This is a genomic window from Sphingopyxis sp. LARHCG72 (genome assembly GCF_052871675.1).
Window position 1 is genome coordinate 468,971 of the sequence record NZ_JBIXJU010000002.1, and the last position, 18,128, is coordinate 487,098.

The window sequence follows — 18,128 nt, forward strand, 5'->3', positions numbered from 1 at the left end:
AAGGGGTTCTGCGGATGACGACGCACGCTGGAAAGGAGCGCGCCGATCGGCCTTGGGCGGCGTTTGCCGTCCTTGTTCCGAAGCTTGCGGCGTTTGCCGCCTTGCTGCTGCTTGCGCTTGCCGTTGCAGCGTTCGTCTTCGCAGCCCCCGCCCGTTCGCAGGGCGAAAGCGGTGCGCGCTACACCGGCGTTGCCTCGTGTGCGGGGTCGACGTGCCACGGCCGGATGGAGGGCGACGGCACCGTCGTCCGCCAGGACGAGCTGATGAAGTGGCAGGAACCCTCGACCCCCGGCGGCGCGCACAGCCGCGCGTGGGCCGTGCTCAGCAACAACCGTAGCCAGTTCATCGCGCGCAACCTCGGTATCGGCGATCCCGCGAAGGCGCAGATGTGCCTTGGTTGCCACAGCACCGCGGGCACCGCGCGCGCGGTTCCGGCGGAAGACGGTGTCGGCTGCGAATCGTGCCACGGCCCCGCGGGGGGCTGGCTCGCCAGCCATTATGCCGGGGTCGGCACGAACGCCGATCCCGACCGCGAAATGCGCGCCAAGCATCTCGCGAACCTGTCGGCGGGGCTGAAGAAGCTTGAGGATCCGGTGGTTCGGGCAGGGGTCTGCGTCGACTGCCACTTCGGCTCGGCCGCCGACGGCCAGTTCGTCACCCACCGCATCATGGCCGCCGGACATCCGCGCATTTCGTTCGAGCTCGACCTCTTCTCGTCGCTGCAGGCGCATCATCAGGAGGACGCCGACTATGGCTGGCGCAAGTTCGGCGCGGCGGGGCGGCGCACCGACCATGTCCAGATGTGGGCGGTGGGGCAGGCGACCGCGATCGAGCGCAGCCTCGCGCTGTTCCAGACGCGGCGGGGGACCGAGGGCATGTTCCCCGAATTCTATTTCCTCGACTGCCACAGCTGCCACCGCCGTATCTTCGATCAGGCGAAGCCGGTGCGCACGGGGCTCGACAATCCCGGCCGCAATCTTCCCGAAGGCATGCCCGCCTATAATGATGAAAATCTGATCATGCTCGCCGCTGCCGCGCGGCTCGCAGCACCGGCACTCGCCGACCAGCTCGCGGTGCGCACCGCCGCCTTCCACAAGGCGATGGCGACCGACCGGCAAAGCGCGGTCGCGGCCGCGGCGCAGCTGTCGCAGACGGTCGCGGCGCTCAAAAGTGCGTTCGCGTCGCGGAGTTTCTCGGGCGCAGACGCCTTTGCGATGGTCGACGCGATTTCGGCGAAGGCGATCAGCGAACGCTACACCGACTATTCGGGGTCGCAGCAGGCGGTGATGGGCGTCGACACATTGCTCAACGCGATGGTGTCGTCGGGCCGCGTCACAGTCGGCGCCGCGGCGGGCATCCGCGGCGATATCGACCGGGCCTATGCTTCGGTGAAGGACCCTAACGCCTACAAGCCGTCCGAATTCCAGGCTTCGTTCGGCAGCGCGGTGCGCGCGATCGGGGCGCTGCGGTAAGATCATGCACAGCAAAACCCATCTTTTCCGTTCGGCCGCCTTTGCTGCGATGGGCGCGTTGGTGCTGACATCGTGCGGGGGTGGCGGTGGAGGCGGCGGGGGTACGCCGACGCCGACGCCCACGCCGACTCCCACCCCCACGCCGACCACGGTCTACACGCCGCCCGCCGCCGAGGCGCTGACCACGGCGGACGTCGAGCGCGTGCTCGCGCAGGCGATTTCGGAAGCGCAGGCGCGCAGCCTGCCGTCGGTGATCGCGGTGACCGACCGCGTCGGCAATGTGCTGGGCGTGTTCCGCATGACCGGCGCGCGCGCGACCGCGGCGACGTCGCCGGCACCCAATGGCGTGAATATCGACGCGCAGAATGTCACTTTCCCGGCCGAGGGCGGCGCGATCGCGAAAGCGATCACCGGCGCCTATCTGTCGAGCGGCGGCAATGCCTTTTCGACGCGCACCGCGAGCCAAATCGTCCAGGAACATTTCCCGCCTGCGCCGACCACGGTCGGGCTGGAGAGTGGCCCCCTGTTCGGCGTGCAGTTCAGCCAGCTGCCGTGCAGCGACCTGTCAGCGCGTTTCGGCGCCCCCGGGGCGGCGGCGCTGATTGGCCCCAAGCGCTCGCCGCTCGGCCTCGCGGCCGATCCGGGCGGGCTGCCGCTCTACAAGAATGGCGTGCTCGTCGGCGGCATCGGCGTGATGGGCGACGGCGTTTACGGCAGCGACGCCAACATCCTCGACATCGATAACGACCCCGAGGAGTTTATCGCGCTCGCGGGCACGCGCGGGTTCGAGGCGCCGAGCACGATTACCGCCGACAAGATCACCGTCGACGGAACCAGCTTGCGCTTTTCCGATGCGACCTTCGCCGGGGTGGTGTCGAGCGGTAGCGCGAGCTTCGCCAGCCTCAACGGCACCGAGGGCAGTCTTGTCGCGGTGATCGGCTATGCCAATGCTGCGGTGACTGCGGGGATCGCCTACGGCAGTGAAGCGTCGGGCATCCGCGCTTCGACTGCCGCCGAATTCTCGAACCGCGATGCGTTCGTGCTGACCAATGGTAGCGGCGCCAACCGCTATCCACTGCGCGCCGGCACCGACGGCGCGACGAACAGCGCGCCTTTGACGCAGGCCGAGGCGCGCGCGGTGCTCGAAGAAGCCTTCACGGTGATGAGCCGCGCGCGCGCGCAGATCCGTCGCCCGCTCGACAGCCGTGCGCAGGTCACGATCAGCATCGTCGACACCCACGGCGCGGTGCTCGGTATCGTGCGCTCGCCCGACGCGCCGATCTTCGGCACCGACGTCAGCCTGCAAAAGGCGCGCACTGCCGCCTTCTTCTCGGGCGCGCAGGCGGGGGCCGAGCTCGGCGCCAATGCGAGCGCCGATGTCCGCCAGTTCGTCCCCGCGACGCGCACTTTCCTGAACAACCCGGCCGCGCTCACCGGCACGATCGCCTTCTCCGACCGCGCGAACGGCAATCTGTCGCGGCCCTATTTTCCCGACGGTGAGGTCGGCCGTCCGCAGGGCCCGCTGTCGCGCCCGATCGCGCAGTTCAACCCCTTCTCGACCGGGCTGCAATCGGCTCTGATCATCGGCAATCTCGGCGCGCACCTCGGCTTCGTTTCGGGCGCGAGCCCCACCGATACGCCGGCGCGCTGCACGACCTTGCCCGACGTCGCAGCCGGACAGAACCGGCTCCAGAACGGCATCCAGATCTTCCCGGGATCGGTGCCTATCTATCGCGGCAACCAGCTCGTTGGCGCGATCGGCGTGTCGGGCGACGGCATCGACCAAGACGACATGATCAGCTTCCTCGGTGCGCATAACGGCGGCGCGCGCGTCGGCGGCATCGGCAATGCGCCCAAGGCGATCCGGTCGGACAATGTCGTCGTCAACGTCGGCGCGGGCGTACGCCTGCGCTATATCAGCTGCCCCTTCGCCCCGTTCCTCGACACGGCGAACCAGAATGTTTGCGACGGGCTATAGGCGATGATGACGGGGGGCAGCCTTTGGCCGATCATCGCAACACTCGCGGCGCAGGGCGCGCCCGGGGCCGAGGCGTTGCCGCCGCCGCCCGCGCCCGAGGGGCCGCCGGTTGCCGGCGATGCCGCGCCTGCCGAACAGCCTGCCGACGAACTGATCCCGCCCCCGCCGCCGGTCGACTGGCAGCAGATGGTGAAGGACGACCTCGTCACCGACATCATCGAGGGGCGCCGTCGTCCCGGCTATCGTCCCGACCTTCCCGACGCGCTGACGCAGGACAATGTCGGTGCGTTGCGGCCGCCGCCGCCGCAGGCGTTTCCGGGGATGGAGGACCAACTGCCGGTCCCCGACCGCTGGCGCCTGATCGAGACATTGGGGGTGGTCAAGGAACACTGGTTCGATCCCTATCACCAGAACACCTACAAGGGTGACCGCGCGATCGACCGCAGCAAGGTCAAGTGGCTGCCGATCAAGGGCGACGACTGGTTCATCGTCGCCAATGCGGTCTCGGACACGGTGTTCGAACCGCGCACCTTCCCGATCCCCGTCGGCGTCCAGACGACCGAGCGGCCGGGCAGCCTCGACGTGTTCGGCAAGGATCGCAGCTTCGTCTTTGCGCAAACCTTCATTGCGGGCGCGGCGCTGATCAAAGGCTCGACCGCGTTCAAGCCGCCCGACATCGAATATCGCGTCACGCTCGCCTATCAGGCCAATTATGTCGACGTGCCCGAACGGCGCGTGCTCGACGTGCGCCCGTCGAAGGCGAGCCATCGGTACGACTCGTTTCTCGGCGTGCAGGAACTGTTCGTCGACAAGCATCTCGGCAACACGTCCGACCGCTATGATTTCTACTCGATCCGTCTCGGCATCCAGCCGTTCCAGAGCGATTTCCGCGGTTTCCTGTTCAACGACAACCAGCTTGGCATCCGCCTGTTCGGCAACCGCGACAACAACCGCTTCCAATATAATCTCGCGGCCTTCTGGCGGCTCGAAAAGGACACCAACAGCGGCCTCAACGACATCACCCAGACCCCGCGCAGCGATTTCATCTTCACCGGCAACCTCTATCGGCAGGATTTCCCGGTCGTCGGGCTGACCAGCCAGGTCAGCGTGACCTACAATATGAATCGCGAAAAGAATGACGTGCAGATCGACCACAACGGCTTCCCGGTGCGCCCGGCGCTGCTCGGCGACCTGCGCGGCCGCGAATATGACGTCGTCTATCTAGGCTACAGCGCCGACGGGCGGATCGGGCGGATCAACGTCACCGCGAGCTTCTATGCCGCGCTCGGCGAGGACCGGAACAGCTTTTTCACGAGCAAACCGGCCGAAATCCGTGCGGGCTTCGGCGCGGTCGAGCTCAGCTACGATCATGACTGGATGCGTTTCCGCCTGTCGGGGCTTTATGCGACGGGCGACGGCGATCCGTATAACAACACCGAAGGCGGCTACGACGCGATCTTCGAAAATCCGATCTTCGGCGGCGCCGACACCAGCTACTGGATCCGCCAGACGATCCCCTTCGCGGGCGGCGGGCGCGTCATCGCGATCAGCGGGCGCAACGGCATCTTGAACTCGCTCCGCTCGTCGAAGGAAGAGGGGCAGTCGAATTTCAACAATCCGGGCACCGTCTTCATCGGCGCGGGCGCCGATTTCGACCTGACCCCCGAATTTCGCGTCAGCACCAATTTCAACCATCTGTGGTTCGAAAATACGTCGAGCCTGCAGGCGCTGCGCACCGAAGGGTCGATCCCCAAGGATATCGGTTTCGACCTGTCGCTCGCGACGATCTGGCGGCCGAAGGCGACGCAGAACATCGTCGGGCGCCTCAGCGGCGCGGTGCTGCTGCCCGGCAAGGGGTTCAAGGACCTGTTCGACAACAAGCAGAAGAACGACGCCTATGTGTCGATCCTCGCCAATGTGATCGTGAGTTTCTGATCGTGACGCGCAAACTCTTCGCCCTCTTCGCCTTCCTGCTGATGAGCGTCAGCCTGGGCGTGAGCGTCACGCGCGCGGCCGAAGAGGAGAAGCCGCTCAAGATCGAATATCGCTTCACGCCGCCCGCGCCGCGCGAGCAGAGCGACGCCGAGGTCGTCCAGAAATCGGAGGGCTGCTACAGCTGCCACACGCGCACCGACCAGCCGTCGATGCACGCGACTCCCGCGGTGAAGCTCGGCTGCACCGACTGCCATGGCGGCGACGCGAGCCAGCGCGGCACGCCGAGCCTCGGTTACAAGCATCCGACGAACAAGGCGGTGATGAAGCTTGCGCACCCGCAACCGACGCTGCCGGGCGCATGGCACGATAGTTCGGCGAACCCGCAGCGCAGCTACACCCTGCTCAACAAGGAATCGCCCGAATTCATCCGTTTCGTGAACCCCAGCGATTACCGCGTCGCGCGCGAGGCGTGCGGCGCGTGCCACCTTGAGGTGATCGAGGCGACCGAGCGTTCGATGATGTCGACCGGCGCGATGCTGTGGGGCGGCGCGGCGTATAACAACGGCATCGTTCCCTACAAGAATTACATCTTCGGCGAAGCCTATACGCGCACCGGCGAACCCGCCTGCATCCTGTCGCCCTCGTCGCGGCTGACCGCCGAGGAATATAAGGAGGCGTGCAAGCCGAGCTTCGGTTTCGACAAGATATTGACCGACGAAGAGAAAAAGCGCGGCGCGCTCGCGAAAATGTATCCGCTGCCGCGCTGGAGCGTGCTGCCGCCGGGCGACGTGTTCCGCGTGTTCGAGCGCGGCGGGCGCAACATCAACACGCAATTCCCCGAAATCGGCCTGCCGAACCCGACCGGCAGCATCCAGCGGCTCGAGGAGCCGGGGCGCCCCGACCTCAAGCAGTCGAACCGCGGTCCCGGCACCGGCCTGCGCGTGTCGATTCCCGTGCTCAACATCCACAAGACGCGCCTCAACGATCCGCTGTCGTGGTTCATGGGGACGAACGACCAGCCCGGCGACTATCGCCATTCGGGCTGTTCGGGCTGTCATGTCGTCTATGCCAACGACCGCGAGCCGCGGCACAGCCTGACCTATGCCAAATATGGCCGCGACGGCGAGACCGCGACGGTCGATCCCACGATTGCCGAGAAGAAGTGGAAGCCCGAGGGCGGGCATGGTGGCGATGCGCATGGCGCCGATGACGGCCACCAGGCCGGCGGCGGTCATGGCGCGCTGATCGACCCCGCCGATCCCGACGTTCCGGCCCGCCCGGGATCGCCGGCGCGCGGCGAATCGGGCCACCCGATCAGCCACGCCTTCACCCGCGCGATCCCGACCTCGCAGTGCATGTCGTGCCACATGCACCAGCCGAACATCTTCCTGAACTCCTACCTCGGCTACACGATGTGGGACTATGAATCGGACGCGCCGCAGATGTGGCCGGGACCGGAAAACACCGCGCCGCGCCCGCCGGGGATGAGCGACGAGGACTATCAGAAGAAATACAAGCAGCAGCGCTACCCCACCGCCGCCGAAGTGCATCAGGTGCTCGAACGCAACCCCGAGGGTGCGGCGACGCGCGGGCTGTGGGCTGATGTCGAGTTCCTGCGCGACGTCTATGACGTCAACGACAGCAACAAGGATACGCAGTTCGCCGACTATCACGGCCACGGCTGGAACTTCCGCGGCATCTTCAAGCGCGACCGCAACGGCAATCTGCTGACCGCCGCCGGCAATATGGCGACCTACGGCACCGACACCGCGAACATCATCGATCCGAAGGACCCGGAAAAATGGCGCAAGAGCTGCAGCCATTACACCGATCCGAAAGAGCGCGACCTGTGCCTGTCGAGCGCCGACCCGGGCAAGCCGGGGGTCGAGGGCAAGTTCGTCCCACCGGGGATCAATCCCGGAAAGGCAGTCCATATGATGGACATCCATGCCGAAAAGGGCATGCAATGCGCCGACTGCCACTTCGCGCAGGACAGCCACGGCAACGGTTATATCCAGGGCGAGGTCGCGAACGCGGTCGAGATCAGCTGCAAGGACTGCCACGGTACCGCCGACGCCTTCCCGAACCTCTTGACCTCGAACGTCGCAGCGCGGCCGCAGGGCAATAATCTCGCGTTGCTCCGCAATCCCGACGGGCGCCGCCGTTTCGAATTCCAGTACAATGACGATGCCGAGGTGATCGGCCTGATCCAGCGTTCGATCGTCGATCCCAAGCTCGAATGGCAGGTCAGCCTCGTCAAGCAGGCGGTGACGCCGGGACCGCATTTCAATGCGAAAGCGGCGCGCGCGAAGCTGATGGCGCGAGCGGGCAGCGAGGACGGCAAGTTCGAATGGGGGCCGGGGGTCGCGAAGGAGGATCGCGCGCACGGCGACGACAAGATGACCTGCTTCACCTGTCACCTGTCGTGGACGACGAGCTGCGGTGGGTGCCATTTGCCGATCGAGGCGAACTGGAAGACCAAGATGCACCATTTCGAGGGGGAGGAGACGCGCAACTTCGCGACCTATAACCCGCAGGTGGCGCGCGACGAGATGTTCCAGCTTGGTCGCCACCAGCTCACCAAGCCCGGCGAACCCGGCCCGAATGGCGAGGCGCGCGGTATCATCACGCCCGTCCGCTCGACCTCGGCGCTGGTGCTCTCTTCGACGAACATCAACCGCGAGCGCATTTATGTGCAGCAGCCGCCGATCTCGTCGGCGGGCTATTCGAGCCAGGCCTTCGCGCCGCACTTCCCGCACACGGTGCGCCGCTCCGAAACCAAGCAGTGCAGCGACTGCCACCTGTCGGCGGCCGACGATAACAATGCGATCATGGCGCAGCTCAATCTGCTCGGCACCAATTTCGTCAATTTCGTCGGCCTGAACGTCTGGTCGGGGCAGGAAAACAGCTTCCAGGCGACGCGCGTTACTGAATGGGACGAGCCGCAGGCGGTGATCGGCAGCTACCTCCAGAAATATGCCTATCCCGATTATTGGAAGCTGCACGTCGAACAGAATGGCCGTGAGCTCAAGAACTGGGTGCGCGGCAAGACCTTCGACAAGAAGGGATCGGGCGAAACGCATGCGCTCGAGGAGTTTGCGAACATCGTCCAGGGGACGAGCGGGCGCGTGAACTGCCTGCAGCAGCGCGGCGAATATATGTTCGTCGCCGAGGGCAAGGGCGGCTTCCGCGTCTATGATGTCGCGTCGATCGGCAACAAGGGCTTCTCCGAACGCATCATCCGCGCGCCCTTCTCGGCGCTCGGGCACGACACGCATGTGAAGACGAAAAATGCGACGTGCATGGCGATCGCGACGACGCAGCCGATCAGCGTGTCGCGCAACGAGAATATCGTGAAGAATTTCCCCGAGAACCACGAACAGGTGATGCACGACATCTACCGCTACGCCGTCGTCACCGACAGCGTCGAAGGGCTGGTGCTCGTCGACATCGATACGCTGGCCGATGGCGAGTTCCGGAATAACAAGTTCAAGCGCGCGCTGACGTGGAACGAGGGCAATGTGTTGGCGGGCGCGCGGCATGTGACGCTCGCGGGCAGCATCGCCTACATCACCACCGATGCCGGACTCGTCGTGCTCGACCTCTCGGCCCCGCTCCAGCCCAAGGTCGCCGCGCAGCTGCCGTTGACCGACGCGCGCGCGAGCGCGGTACAGTTCCGTTTCCTTTGGGTCACCGATGCCGAAGGGGTGAAGCTGTTCGACGTCACCAACCTCGCGCAGCCGGTCGCGGTCCCGTCGGGCACGGTGCGGCTGGCGAACGCGCGGAAGATCTACGTCGCGCGAACCTATATGTATGTCGCGGCGAAGGCCGACGGGCTTGTCATCGTCGATGTGACGCGTCCCGCGGCGCCGGTCGTCTGGCCGGGGCTGACCTTTGGCGGCGCGCTGAGCGATGCCGAGGATGTCATCGTCGCGTCGACCAACGCCTCGCTGTTCGGTTATGTCGCCGACGGCCGGAACGGGATCAAGGTGCTCCAGCTCACCAGCCCCGACAATCCCGGCCTCTATGGTTTCTCGCCCAAACCGACCCCCGAGCTGATCGCGTGGGCGAAGACGCCGTCACCCGCGGTCGCGCTGTCAAAGGGCCTCGACCGCGACCGCGCCGTCGACGAGACGGGCGGCCAGATGGCGGTGTTTGGGCGTGTCGGCTCGCGCCCGTTCACGCGGCCCGAAATGGAGAAATTGTTCCTGAACAGCAGGGGCGTGGTCTACAAGGTCAGCGACGAGGTCGACCAGAATGCGTGGCGGCCGCCGCTGCTTTACGCGAACTGATAAATCGTCATCCCAGCGAAAGCCGGGACCGCTATCGTTCCGGAATACTGCCAGCGATCCCAGCTTTCGCTGGGATGACGGTTATTGCCGCTCGGCCTGAACCACCGTGTCCGACGCGCGCAGCGCCGACAATATGCGCATCACATGCTGGACGTCGCGCACTTCGACGACGACGTCATAGGTGTGGAAACCGCCCTCGCGGTTCGACAGGCGCAAATTGGTGATGTTCGCCATATTGGCGGCGAGGATGCCCGACATTTCGGCGAGCGTGCCCGGTTCGTTGAGGATGACGATGCACAGGCGCGCATTGCCGCCCTCGCTGTCTTCCTGCCACCGAAGGTCGATCCAGTCGGCATCGATCCCGTCGGCGAGCCGCGGGCAGTCGATGACATGCACCTCGATCCCCTCGCCGGGACGCGACAGGCCGACGATCCGGTCGCCGGGAACGGGATGGCAGCAATCGGCAAGCTGATAAGCGACGCCGGGGGTCAGCCCGGCGATCGACACCGCCGCGCCCTGCACCAGCTTGCCGGGCTTGGTCTTCATCTCGGCGGTGATGCCGGGGACCAGCGCCTCGAGCACCGCATTGTCGCTGAGCCGCTGCTTCGCGATCGCGACATAGAGCGCGCTGTCGTCGTCGAGCTTCAGCCGCTCGCGTGCCGCCGCTCGCGCCTTGTCGCCGACCTTGTTCGGCAGGCGCGCGACGATCTCGTCGTACATCTTGCGGCCTAGCGCCGCGAGTTCGACCTTTTCCTTCGACCGGACATGGCGGCGGATCGCCGCGCGCGCCTTTCCGGTCACCGCAAAGCCCAGCCACGCGGGCTGCGGCGTCTGTTTGTCGGACGAGAGAATCTCGACCGTGTCGCCATTGTTGAGCTGGGTGCGCAGCGGCACGAGCCGTCCATTGACCTTGGCGCCTACAGTGCGGTCGCCGAGCCCGGTGTGGACGGCATAGGCGAAATCGACCGGGGTCGCGCCCTTGGGCAACTGGTGCAGGCTGCCCTTCGGCGTGAAGGCGAAGATGCGGTCCTGATACATCGCGATGCGCGTATTTTCGAGGAATTCCTCGGGATCGTGCGTCTGCTCAAGGATTTCGATGAGGTCGCGAATCCAGCCCGCCTGGCCGTCGGGCGCGGCGCCGCCCTGCTTATATGCCCAATGCGCAGCAAGCCCGAATTCGGACTGCTGGTGCATGCCAAGGCTGCGAATCTGGATTTCGATCCGCATATTCTGCTGGTGCATGATCGTCGTGTGCAGCGACTTGTAGCCGTTGCGTTTCGGCGTCGAGATATAATCCTTGAAGCGCCCCGGTACCATTTTCCATTTGCGATGGATCAGCCCCAGTGCGGCGTAGCAATCGGCGTCGGTCGGGGTGAGGGTCCGGAACGCGATGATGTCGGTCACCTGCTCGAAGCTGACATGCCGTTCCTGCATCTTGCGCCAGATCGAATAGGGGTGCTTTTCGCGCCCCGACACTTCGGCCTCGATACCGTTCTTCGCGAGAAGCTCCTTGAACTCGCGGCTGATCGCGGCGACCTTGTCCTTGCCGCCGGCGGTCAGCTTGGCGAGGCGGCCGGTGATCGTCGCATAGGCTTCCGGTTCGAGTTCGCTGAACGCGAGGAGCTGCATCTCGCGCATATATTCATACATGCCGATCCGCTCGGCGAGCGGGGCATAGATATCCATCGTCTCCTTGGCGATGCGGCGGCGCTTCTCGGGATTCTTGATGAAATGCAGCGTCCGCATATTGTGCAGCCGGTCGGCAAGCTTGACGAGCAGCACACGGATGTCGTCGGACATCGCAAGCAGGAATTTGCGGAGGTTTTCGGCGGCGCGCTCATTTTCGGTCTGCGCCTCGATCTTGCTGAGCTTCGTCACCCCGTCCACCAGCCGGCCGACGTCGGCGCCGAACAGCCGTTCGATTTCCTCGGGCGTCGTCAGCGTGTCTTCCAGCGTGTCGTGGAGCAGCGCGGTGACGATCGTTTCGCTGTCGAGGTGGAGGTCGGTCAAAATCCCGGCGACCTCGACCGGATGGCTGAAATAGGGGTCGCCAGACGCGCGTTTCTGGCTGCCGTGCTTCTGGACGGTGAAGACATAGGCGCGGTTGAGCAGCGCCTCGTCGACGTCGGGATCATAAGCGCGCACGCGCTCGACAAGTTCATATTGCCTCAGCATCGCCCTCAATGTCGTTCATGCGGTACCAATTGCAATGCGAAATTTGCTTGCGCAGGACCGCCGGAGGTTAGCAACTTTGGTAAAGCCCGTTGGAAGCATCGTTCGTCGCGGGTAGGACAATCATGAGATGGGGACCGAAGCTCTTGATTCGACGCCGACACCGCGGGTGTCGATGGTCATGCCCGTGCACAATGGTGCGCGCTGGCTGGCCGATGCGATCGCGTCGGTGCTTGCCCAGGATTTTCGCGATTTCGAGCTGATCCTTGTCGATGACGCGTCGCGCGACGCGTCGCCCGCGATCATGGCCGAAGCCGCGGCAAGCGATCCGCGCGTGACGTTGCTGCGCCTCGACACGAATGTCGGTTTGCCGGCGGCGCTCAATCACGGATTTGCCGCGGCGCGCGGCGAAATGCACAGCTGGACATCGGACGATAATTTGCTCCGGCCCAATATGCTGGCGCGGCTTGTCGCAACGCTCGATGCGCAGCCCGGGACCGACATCGTCCACGCCGACTTCGCCTTGATCGACGACGCGGGCGGCGAACTCGGCATTTCGCGTGTCGGGCCGGTCGAACGGCTGCTCTACGGCAATAACATCGGCGCCTGCTTTCTCTACCGGGCATGCGTGACCGAAGCGCTTGGCGGCTATGACACCGGGCTGTTCGGCGTCGAGGATTATGATTTCTGGCTACGCGCGGCGCAGCGTTTCACCTTTGTCGCGTTGCACGAGGATCTGTATCTCTATCGCAAGCATGGCGGCAGCCTGACCAGCCAGCGGTCCGAAGAGATCCAGGCGTTGACCGCCCAGATCGTCGAACGCGCGCTGCCCGCGACGCTGCCCGCGCGCAGCCGCAGCGAAATCCTCCTCGGGCTCGCGCTGCGCAGCAGCCGCAGCTGGCGCCTCGACCTGGTGCGCCGCGCCTTTCGCGCCGACCCGCAGCCGGTTCTCGCGCGACTGCCCGCGCTGGCGCGCTGGTCGCTCGTCGTCGCGCGCAACCGCCTCGCGGCCTGATCGGCCCCGATTTCGTGACAATTCGTGGCACGGCGCCGCACCCCGGGTGCGATGCGGCGCTGTGCCAAAAACCTATTTCCCGGCGTTGCAGCGCGCGAGTTCGTCGGCATCGAGCGCCTTGCCGCCCGCGGTAAAGCTCGCCACCGGCCCCGCGGCCTTGGCGAGGGCCGAGCACATGATGAGGGGGCGGCTCGTCCCCTGGCCGGCGATGCAGCTCGCGCCCTTGCAGGCCCAGACGACATCGCGCGCGACAAAGCGAGCATCGGAAGCCGGGCTGGCGAGTTCGGCGCGGTAATAGGCGCCGCCTGCGGCGCTGGCCGCGACCGACCAGAAGGCCAGGCCGCCGATCAGCGCGGCGCCGGCCAGCGAACGCGAATTTGAAAGGGGAGAAAGCTTGAATATGGGCATCTGGACCTCCTGTTTTTGCGCGACCGGGAGGTCGCGAAACGCTGCCTAGCGTTTGAGTTGCGAAATGCAACGGAGGCACTATATTTTTTTGGCGCATGGGCGGATTTTACGTTAGGGCTTTGGCTATGGGAAAACTACGCGAACTGTTGAACGACCTCGATGGGGGCAATTGTGCCCTGCCGCTTGCGCTTGAGGCGATGGGCGAGCGATGGTCGTTCATGATCCTGCGTGCGGCGTTCAACGGCGTCCATCATTTCGAGGAGTTCCAGCAGGAGTTGAACATCGCGCGCAACATCCTGTCGAACCGTCTGTCGAAGCTGGTCGACCATGGCATCATGGCGCGCGAGGTGATGGCCGAGGATCGGCGCAAGGTTCGCTATCAGCTCACCGAAAAGGGCATCGAGCTGCTTCCCGCGATGATCGCGCTGCGTCAGTGGGGCGAGAAATGGGGGGCGGGCGTTCCCTCGACCCCGGTGCTCGTCGACGCGCGCGACGAACAGCCGATCGGCCCGGTGACGCTGACCGCGCACGACGGTCGCGTGATCGGTTACAAGGAATTGTTGTGGAAGCATCGTTCCGAATTGCAGCCGCTGGGACAGGCGCGTGTGCGCAGCGAAAATGCCGCGGCGCCGGTCGCGGCGGAATGACCGGCGACGCCTGCTGCAACCCGCGCGCGCGCGGCCGCTGACCTTCCTATCGCCCGGATCCCCATGCCGCTGTTTCGACTGACTTCGCCCGGCCCCTTTTTCGACAATAAGGTGCGGGCTTTCTGGAACCTGCAGCTGTTGGGCTGGGCCGCCTGGCTCGGCCTGCGCGGCGTGTCGGGGCTTGCCAATGGCCAGGCCTTCACCTTCCTGATTCCGCAGATGATCTCCGCGATCACCGGTTTCTCGCTCACCCTCCTGCTGTCGGTCTGTTATCGCACGCTGATCAACCGCCGCCCGCTTTTGATGTGGGGCGTCAGCTTCGGCCTTGCGGGCCTCGCGACCGCGCTCTGGGCCTTTATCGACGCGTGGGTTGCGCAGATCCAGAATCCGGCAAGCGAGGCGGGCTTTACCAGCCTGTTGCTCGGCGCGATGTATATCGACGCGACGTCGCTCGCGGCCTGGTCGGCACTCTATTTCGCGATCAACTATTTCCTCCAGCTCGAAGAGCAGAATGACCGCGTCCTGCGGCTCGAGGCGCAGGCGGCGTCGGCACAGCTCGCGATGCTGCGCTACCAGCTCAACCCGCATTTCCTGTTCAACACGCTCAACAGCATTTCGACGCTGGTCCTGCTCAAGCAGTCGGAGCCCGCCAATGCGATGCTGTCGCGCCTGTCGGCGTTCCTCCGCTACACGCTCGCGAACGAGCCGACCGCGCAGGTGACGCTGGCGCAGGAAATCGAGACGCTGAAACTCTATCTCGATATCGAGAAGATGCGTTTCGAGGAACGGCTGCGGCCCCATTTCGCGATCGACCCCGCGGTTTCGCGAGCGCGTTTGCCGTCGCTTTTGCTCCAGCCGCTGATCGAAAATGCGATCAAATATGCGGTCACGCCGCAGGAGGATGGCGCGGATATCACGATTTCCGCACAGTTGGCCGGTCAAAATGTCCGGATCACCGTGTCCGACACCGGCGCGGGATTGTCAGGCGAGACCACGGACCCCACCACTGGCTTTGCAACGGAATCGACCGGTGTGGGTTTAGCCAATATCAGGGACCGGCTGGCGCAGGCTTTTGGCGACCAGCACCGGTTCGACGTCCATATGGGCGCTGAGGGTGGATTCACGGTGGTAATCGAGTTTCCGTTCCAGCCCGATGGGCAAATGACGATTGGAACCGAGAGAACATGACGATCAGAACCATCCTGGTGGATGATGAAAAATTGGCCACCCAAGGCCTGCAACTGCGGCTCGAACCGCATTCGGATGTCGAAATCGTCGACACCGCGCAAAATGGCCGCGAAGCCATCCGCAAGATCAAGACGCACAAACCCGACCTCGTGTTCCTCGACATCCAGATGCCGGGGTTCGACGGCTTTTCGGTGATCCAGGGGCTGATGGAGGTCGAGCCGCCGCTCGTCGTCTTCGTCACCGCTTATTCGGACCATGCGATCCGTGCGTTCGAGGCGCAGGCGGTCGATTATCTGGTGAAGCCGGTCGAACCCGAACGGCTCGCCGATGCGCTGGACCGCGTGCGCCAGCGCCTCGCTGAAAAGCGCGGCGCCGCCGAAGTCGAGCGCTTGAAGACGGTGCTCGCCGAAGTCGCGCCCGAGGCGGTCGAGGATTATGACGCCGAAGCCGCCCCCGACGCGCACGCCGCCGACCGCTATGAAAAGATGATCAACATCAAGGATCGCGGCCAGATTTTCCGCGTCGACGTCGACAGCATCGAGCGCATCGACGCCGCGGGCGATTATATGTGCATCTACACCGCCGATAATTCGCTCATCCTGCGCGAGACGATGAAGGACCTCGAAAAGCGGCTCGACCCGCGCAACTTCCAGCGCGTCCATCGCTCGACGATCGTGAACCTGAGCCAGGTCAAGCAGGTCAAACCGCACACCAACGGTGAATGCTTCCTCGTGCTCGGATCGGGCGCGCAGGTGAAAGTGAGCCGCAGCTATCGCGACGTGGTCGCGCGCTTCGTGCACTAATATTTCTGCCTGACGGCAGAAGCGGCACCGGCCCGCTCCCCCGCCCGGCCTCCCCTTTCAGGATACGCTGTTGGGAGGCCGGGCGGGGGAGCGGGCCGGTGCCGCACGTTTCCGCGAAGCGGAAACAGACAACTACAGCTGGTGCCCTGTCCGGTCGCGCTTGGTCGCGAGATATTGTTCGTTATATTTATTCGTGGGCAGCGCGAGGGGTAAGCGCTCGATCACCTCGACGCCTTCCTTCTCTAACCGCGCGACCTTTTCGGGATTGTTGGTCATCAGCCGGATGCGCGGGATATTGAGCAGCTCGAGCATCCGCCCCGCGATCGCGAAATCGCGGGCTTCGACCGGGAAGCCGAGGCGCAAATTGGCGTCGACCGTGTCATAACCCTGATCCTGCAGCGCATAGGCGCGCAGCTTGTTGACGAGCCCGATCCCACGCCCTTCCTGTCGGAGGTAGAGCAGCACGCCCCACGGCGCATCGGCCATCGCGTGGAGCGCGGCGTGAAGCTGCGGTCCGCAATCGCATTTGAGGCTGCCGAGCACGTCGCCGGTCAGGCATTCGCTGTGCAATCGCACGACCGGCGGATTGCCGTCGCGTTTGCCGATGATCAGCGCGACATGGTCCGACGCTTCTTCGGGCGAGCGGAAGGCAATGATTTCGGCGCTTTCGCTGGCTTCGACGGGCAGGCGCGCGCGCGCCGCGACTTCGAGCCGCGTCGGGTCGAGCAGCGCAGCGACATCGCCGGCGGTACAGAAGGTTTCGGCTTCCCCCGCCGCTTCGCGCACGAAGAAAGCGGGGAGCAGGCCGGCGTGGCGCGCCATCGTCATCGCGGCGGCGGCCGCGGCATCGCCACCGGTCGCCACCGTGTGGAACGGGCCTTTGAGCGGATTGGCGAGATCGAGCGCCGGGTCGGCGATCGGGAGCGCGGCGGCTACCGTGTCGGCGGCCTTTGCCAGCCGCACCGGTCCCGGCGTTGCGGCGACGCGCTGGTTGGTGAGCATGAGCGTGACTGCGCGCTCGCCCGACAGCAGTATGTCGTGGCTGGCGAATTCGCCGAGCGCGCCGTCGCGCGCGCTCTCGACCGCAAGCAGGTCGAGCGCACCGTCCGCGCCCTCGACGCGGAACGGCCAGCCGCGCCGCAGCGCGTCGACCGCGCGCGCGGCCCGACGGGCGCCGCTGTCGCTCAAAAATCGAACTCGGTGATGAGCGGAATATGGTCCGACGGCCGTTCCCAGCTCCGCGCGGGCTGGACGATACGATGCGATATCGCTTTGGGCATCAGGTCGGGGGTCACCCACATATGGTCGAGCCGGCGGCCGCGGTTCGACGCTTCCCAATCCTTCGCGCGATAGCTCCACCAGGTATAGAGTCGCTCGGGCGCCGGGATGAAATGGCGGCCGAGGTCGATCCAGTCCGACGCCGCCTGCAACCGCGCCAGCGTTTCGACCTCTACGGGCGTATGGCTGACGACATCGAGCAGCGCCTTGTGATTCCAGACATCGCTTTCGAGCGGCGCGACGTTGAAATCGCCGGTCAGCACCGTCGGCGTGCCATTCAGCGCGCCCGACCATTCGGTCATGCGGCCGAAGAAATCGAGCTTCTGCCCGAATTTGGGATTCAATTCGCGATCGGGAATGTCGCCGCCCGCGGGGATATAGACATTGTCGAGCCGCACGCCCGACGGCAGCGTCACGCCCACATGGCGCGCCTCGCCATTCGCCTGCCAGTCATATTTGCGCACGTCGGTCAGCGGCACCTTGCTGACGATCGCGACGCCGTGGTGCATGCGCTGGCCGTGGGTGACGATATGCTCATACCCCAGCCGCTTGAACATCTCGGGCGGGAACAGCGTGCATTCGACCTTGGTCTCTTGCAGGCAGAGGATGTCGGGGGCTTCTTCGCGCAGGAATTTTTCGACGATACCGATGCGGGCGCGGACGCTGTTGATGTTCCACGATGCGATGCTGGTGCGAGTCATGCGGTGGCTCTATCGGCGCGGGGGAAGGCGCGCAACGTTGCGGCCGAATCTTTTGTCGGGTGGCCCGGACAAATTAAACCCCCGTCCCAGGGGCGGTGGAACGGGGGTTCAAGGTCAGCGTTCGTCACGCTCTTGAATGAAGGTGCCTGGCAGTCCGGGTGGGGCAACAGGGGGAAACCCAAATCCGGGAGCCGTGTTGGCGCCTTCGAGAGTTGGAATAGCGGGTCTTCCCTGTCGCC

At 65.1% G+C, this 18,128-nt stretch carries 12 protein-coding genes; 8 read left to right on the forward strand and 4 right to left on the reverse strand.

Annotated features, from left to right (window positions below):
• Positions 1-14 precede the first annotated feature (14 nt).
• Genes ACIPPQ_RS07320 through ACIPPQ_RS07335 form a run of 4 tightly spaced genes read left to right on the forward strand, consistent with a single transcriptional unit; the run spans position 15 to position 9,677 of the window.
• On the forward strand, positions 15-1,472 hold the full coding sequence (locus ACIPPQ_RS07320; RefSeq protein ID WP_446543469.1) for a multiheme c-type cytochrome: 1,458 nt from the start codon (positions 15-17) through the stop codon (positions 1,470-1,472).
• A gap of 4 nt (positions 1,473-1,476) precedes the next feature.
• Complete coding sequence (locus ACIPPQ_RS07325; protein WP_446543470.1) at positions 1,477-3,450, forward strand: heme-binding protein; 1,974 nt, start codon at positions 1,477-1,479, stop codon at positions 3,448-3,450.
• A gap of 3 nt (positions 3,451-3,453) precedes the next feature.
• Complete coding sequence (locus ACIPPQ_RS07330) at positions 3,454-5,385, forward strand: hypothetical protein (protein ID WP_446543471.1); 1,932 nt, start codon at positions 3,454-3,456, stop codon at positions 5,383-5,385.
• Positions 5,386-5,426: 41 nt separating this feature from the next.
• Positions 5,427-9,677 carry a hypothetical protein gene (locus tag ACIPPQ_RS07335; RefSeq protein ID WP_446543532.1) on the forward strand — a complete coding sequence of 1,417 codons (4,251 nt, stop codon included), beginning with the start codon at positions 5,427-5,429 and terminating at the stop codon, positions 9,675-9,677.
• An 81-nt stretch (positions 9,678-9,758) separates the two neighbouring features.
• On the opposite strand, the gene ACIPPQ_RS07340 is transcribed toward ACIPPQ_RS07335, so the two are convergent.
• On the reverse strand, positions 9,759-11,852 hold the full coding sequence (locus ACIPPQ_RS07340; protein ID WP_446543472.1) for a RelA/SpoT family protein: 2,094 nt from the start codon (positions 11,850-11,852) through the stop codon (positions 9,759-9,761).
• 127 nt (positions 11,853-11,979) lie between these two features.
• Between ACIPPQ_RS07340 and ACIPPQ_RS07345 the strand changes: the two genes are divergently transcribed.
• Positions 11,980-12,864 carry a glycosyltransferase family 2 protein gene (locus tag ACIPPQ_RS07345; protein WP_446543473.1) on the forward strand — a complete coding sequence of 295 codons (885 nt, stop codon included), beginning with the start codon at positions 11,980-11,982 and terminating at the stop codon, positions 12,862-12,864.
• Positions 12,865-12,936: 72 nt separating this feature from the next.
• Here the strand turns inward: ACIPPQ_RS07345 and ACIPPQ_RS07350 are convergent, their stop codons facing one another.
• A complete protein-coding gene (locus ACIPPQ_RS07350) occupies positions 12,937-13,272 on the reverse strand; it encodes a CC_3452 family protein (protein WP_446543474.1) in 336 nt (111 codons plus the stop codon).
• 125 nt (positions 13,273-13,397) lie between these two features.
• On the opposite strand from ACIPPQ_RS07350, the gene ACIPPQ_RS07355 reads away from it, so the two are divergent.
• The 3 genes from ACIPPQ_RS07355 (at position 13,398) to ACIPPQ_RS07365 (ending at position 15,910) form a co-directional block, all read left to right on the forward strand.
• A complete protein-coding gene (locus ACIPPQ_RS07355; RefSeq protein ID WP_446543475.1) occupies positions 13,398-13,919 on the forward strand; it encodes a winged helix-turn-helix transcriptional regulator in 522 nt (173 codons plus the stop codon).
• 63 nt (positions 13,920-13,982) lie between these two features.
• A complete protein-coding gene (locus tag ACIPPQ_RS07360) occupies positions 13,983-15,107 on the forward strand; it encodes a sensor histidine kinase (RefSeq protein WP_446543476.1) in 1,125 nt (374 codons plus the stop codon).
• Entirely contained in the window at positions 15,104-15,910 is an 807-nt protein-coding gene (locus tag ACIPPQ_RS07365) for a LytR/AlgR family response regulator transcription factor (protein WP_446543477.1), read from the forward strand. The genes ACIPPQ_RS07360 and ACIPPQ_RS07365 overlap by 4 nt, the downstream gene beginning before the upstream one ends.
• A gap of 132 nt (positions 15,911-16,042) precedes the next feature.
• On the opposite strand, the gene ribA is transcribed toward ACIPPQ_RS07365, so the two are convergent.
• Positions 16,043-17,098 carry a GTP cyclohydrolase II gene (gene ribA / locus ACIPPQ_RS07370; RefSeq protein WP_446543478.1) on the reverse strand — a complete coding sequence of 352 codons (1,056 nt, stop codon included), beginning with the start codon at positions 17,096-17,098 and terminating at the stop codon, positions 16,043-16,045.
• Positions 17,095-17,889 (reverse strand): exodeoxyribonuclease III, encoded by a 795-nt coding sequence (locus ACIPPQ_RS07375; RefSeq protein ID WP_446543479.1) that lies wholly within the window; start codon positions 17,887-17,889, stop codon positions 17,095-17,097. The genes ribA and ACIPPQ_RS07375 overlap by 4 nt, the downstream gene beginning before the upstream one ends.
• Between the last annotated feature and the right edge of the window lie 239 nt (positions 17,890-18,128).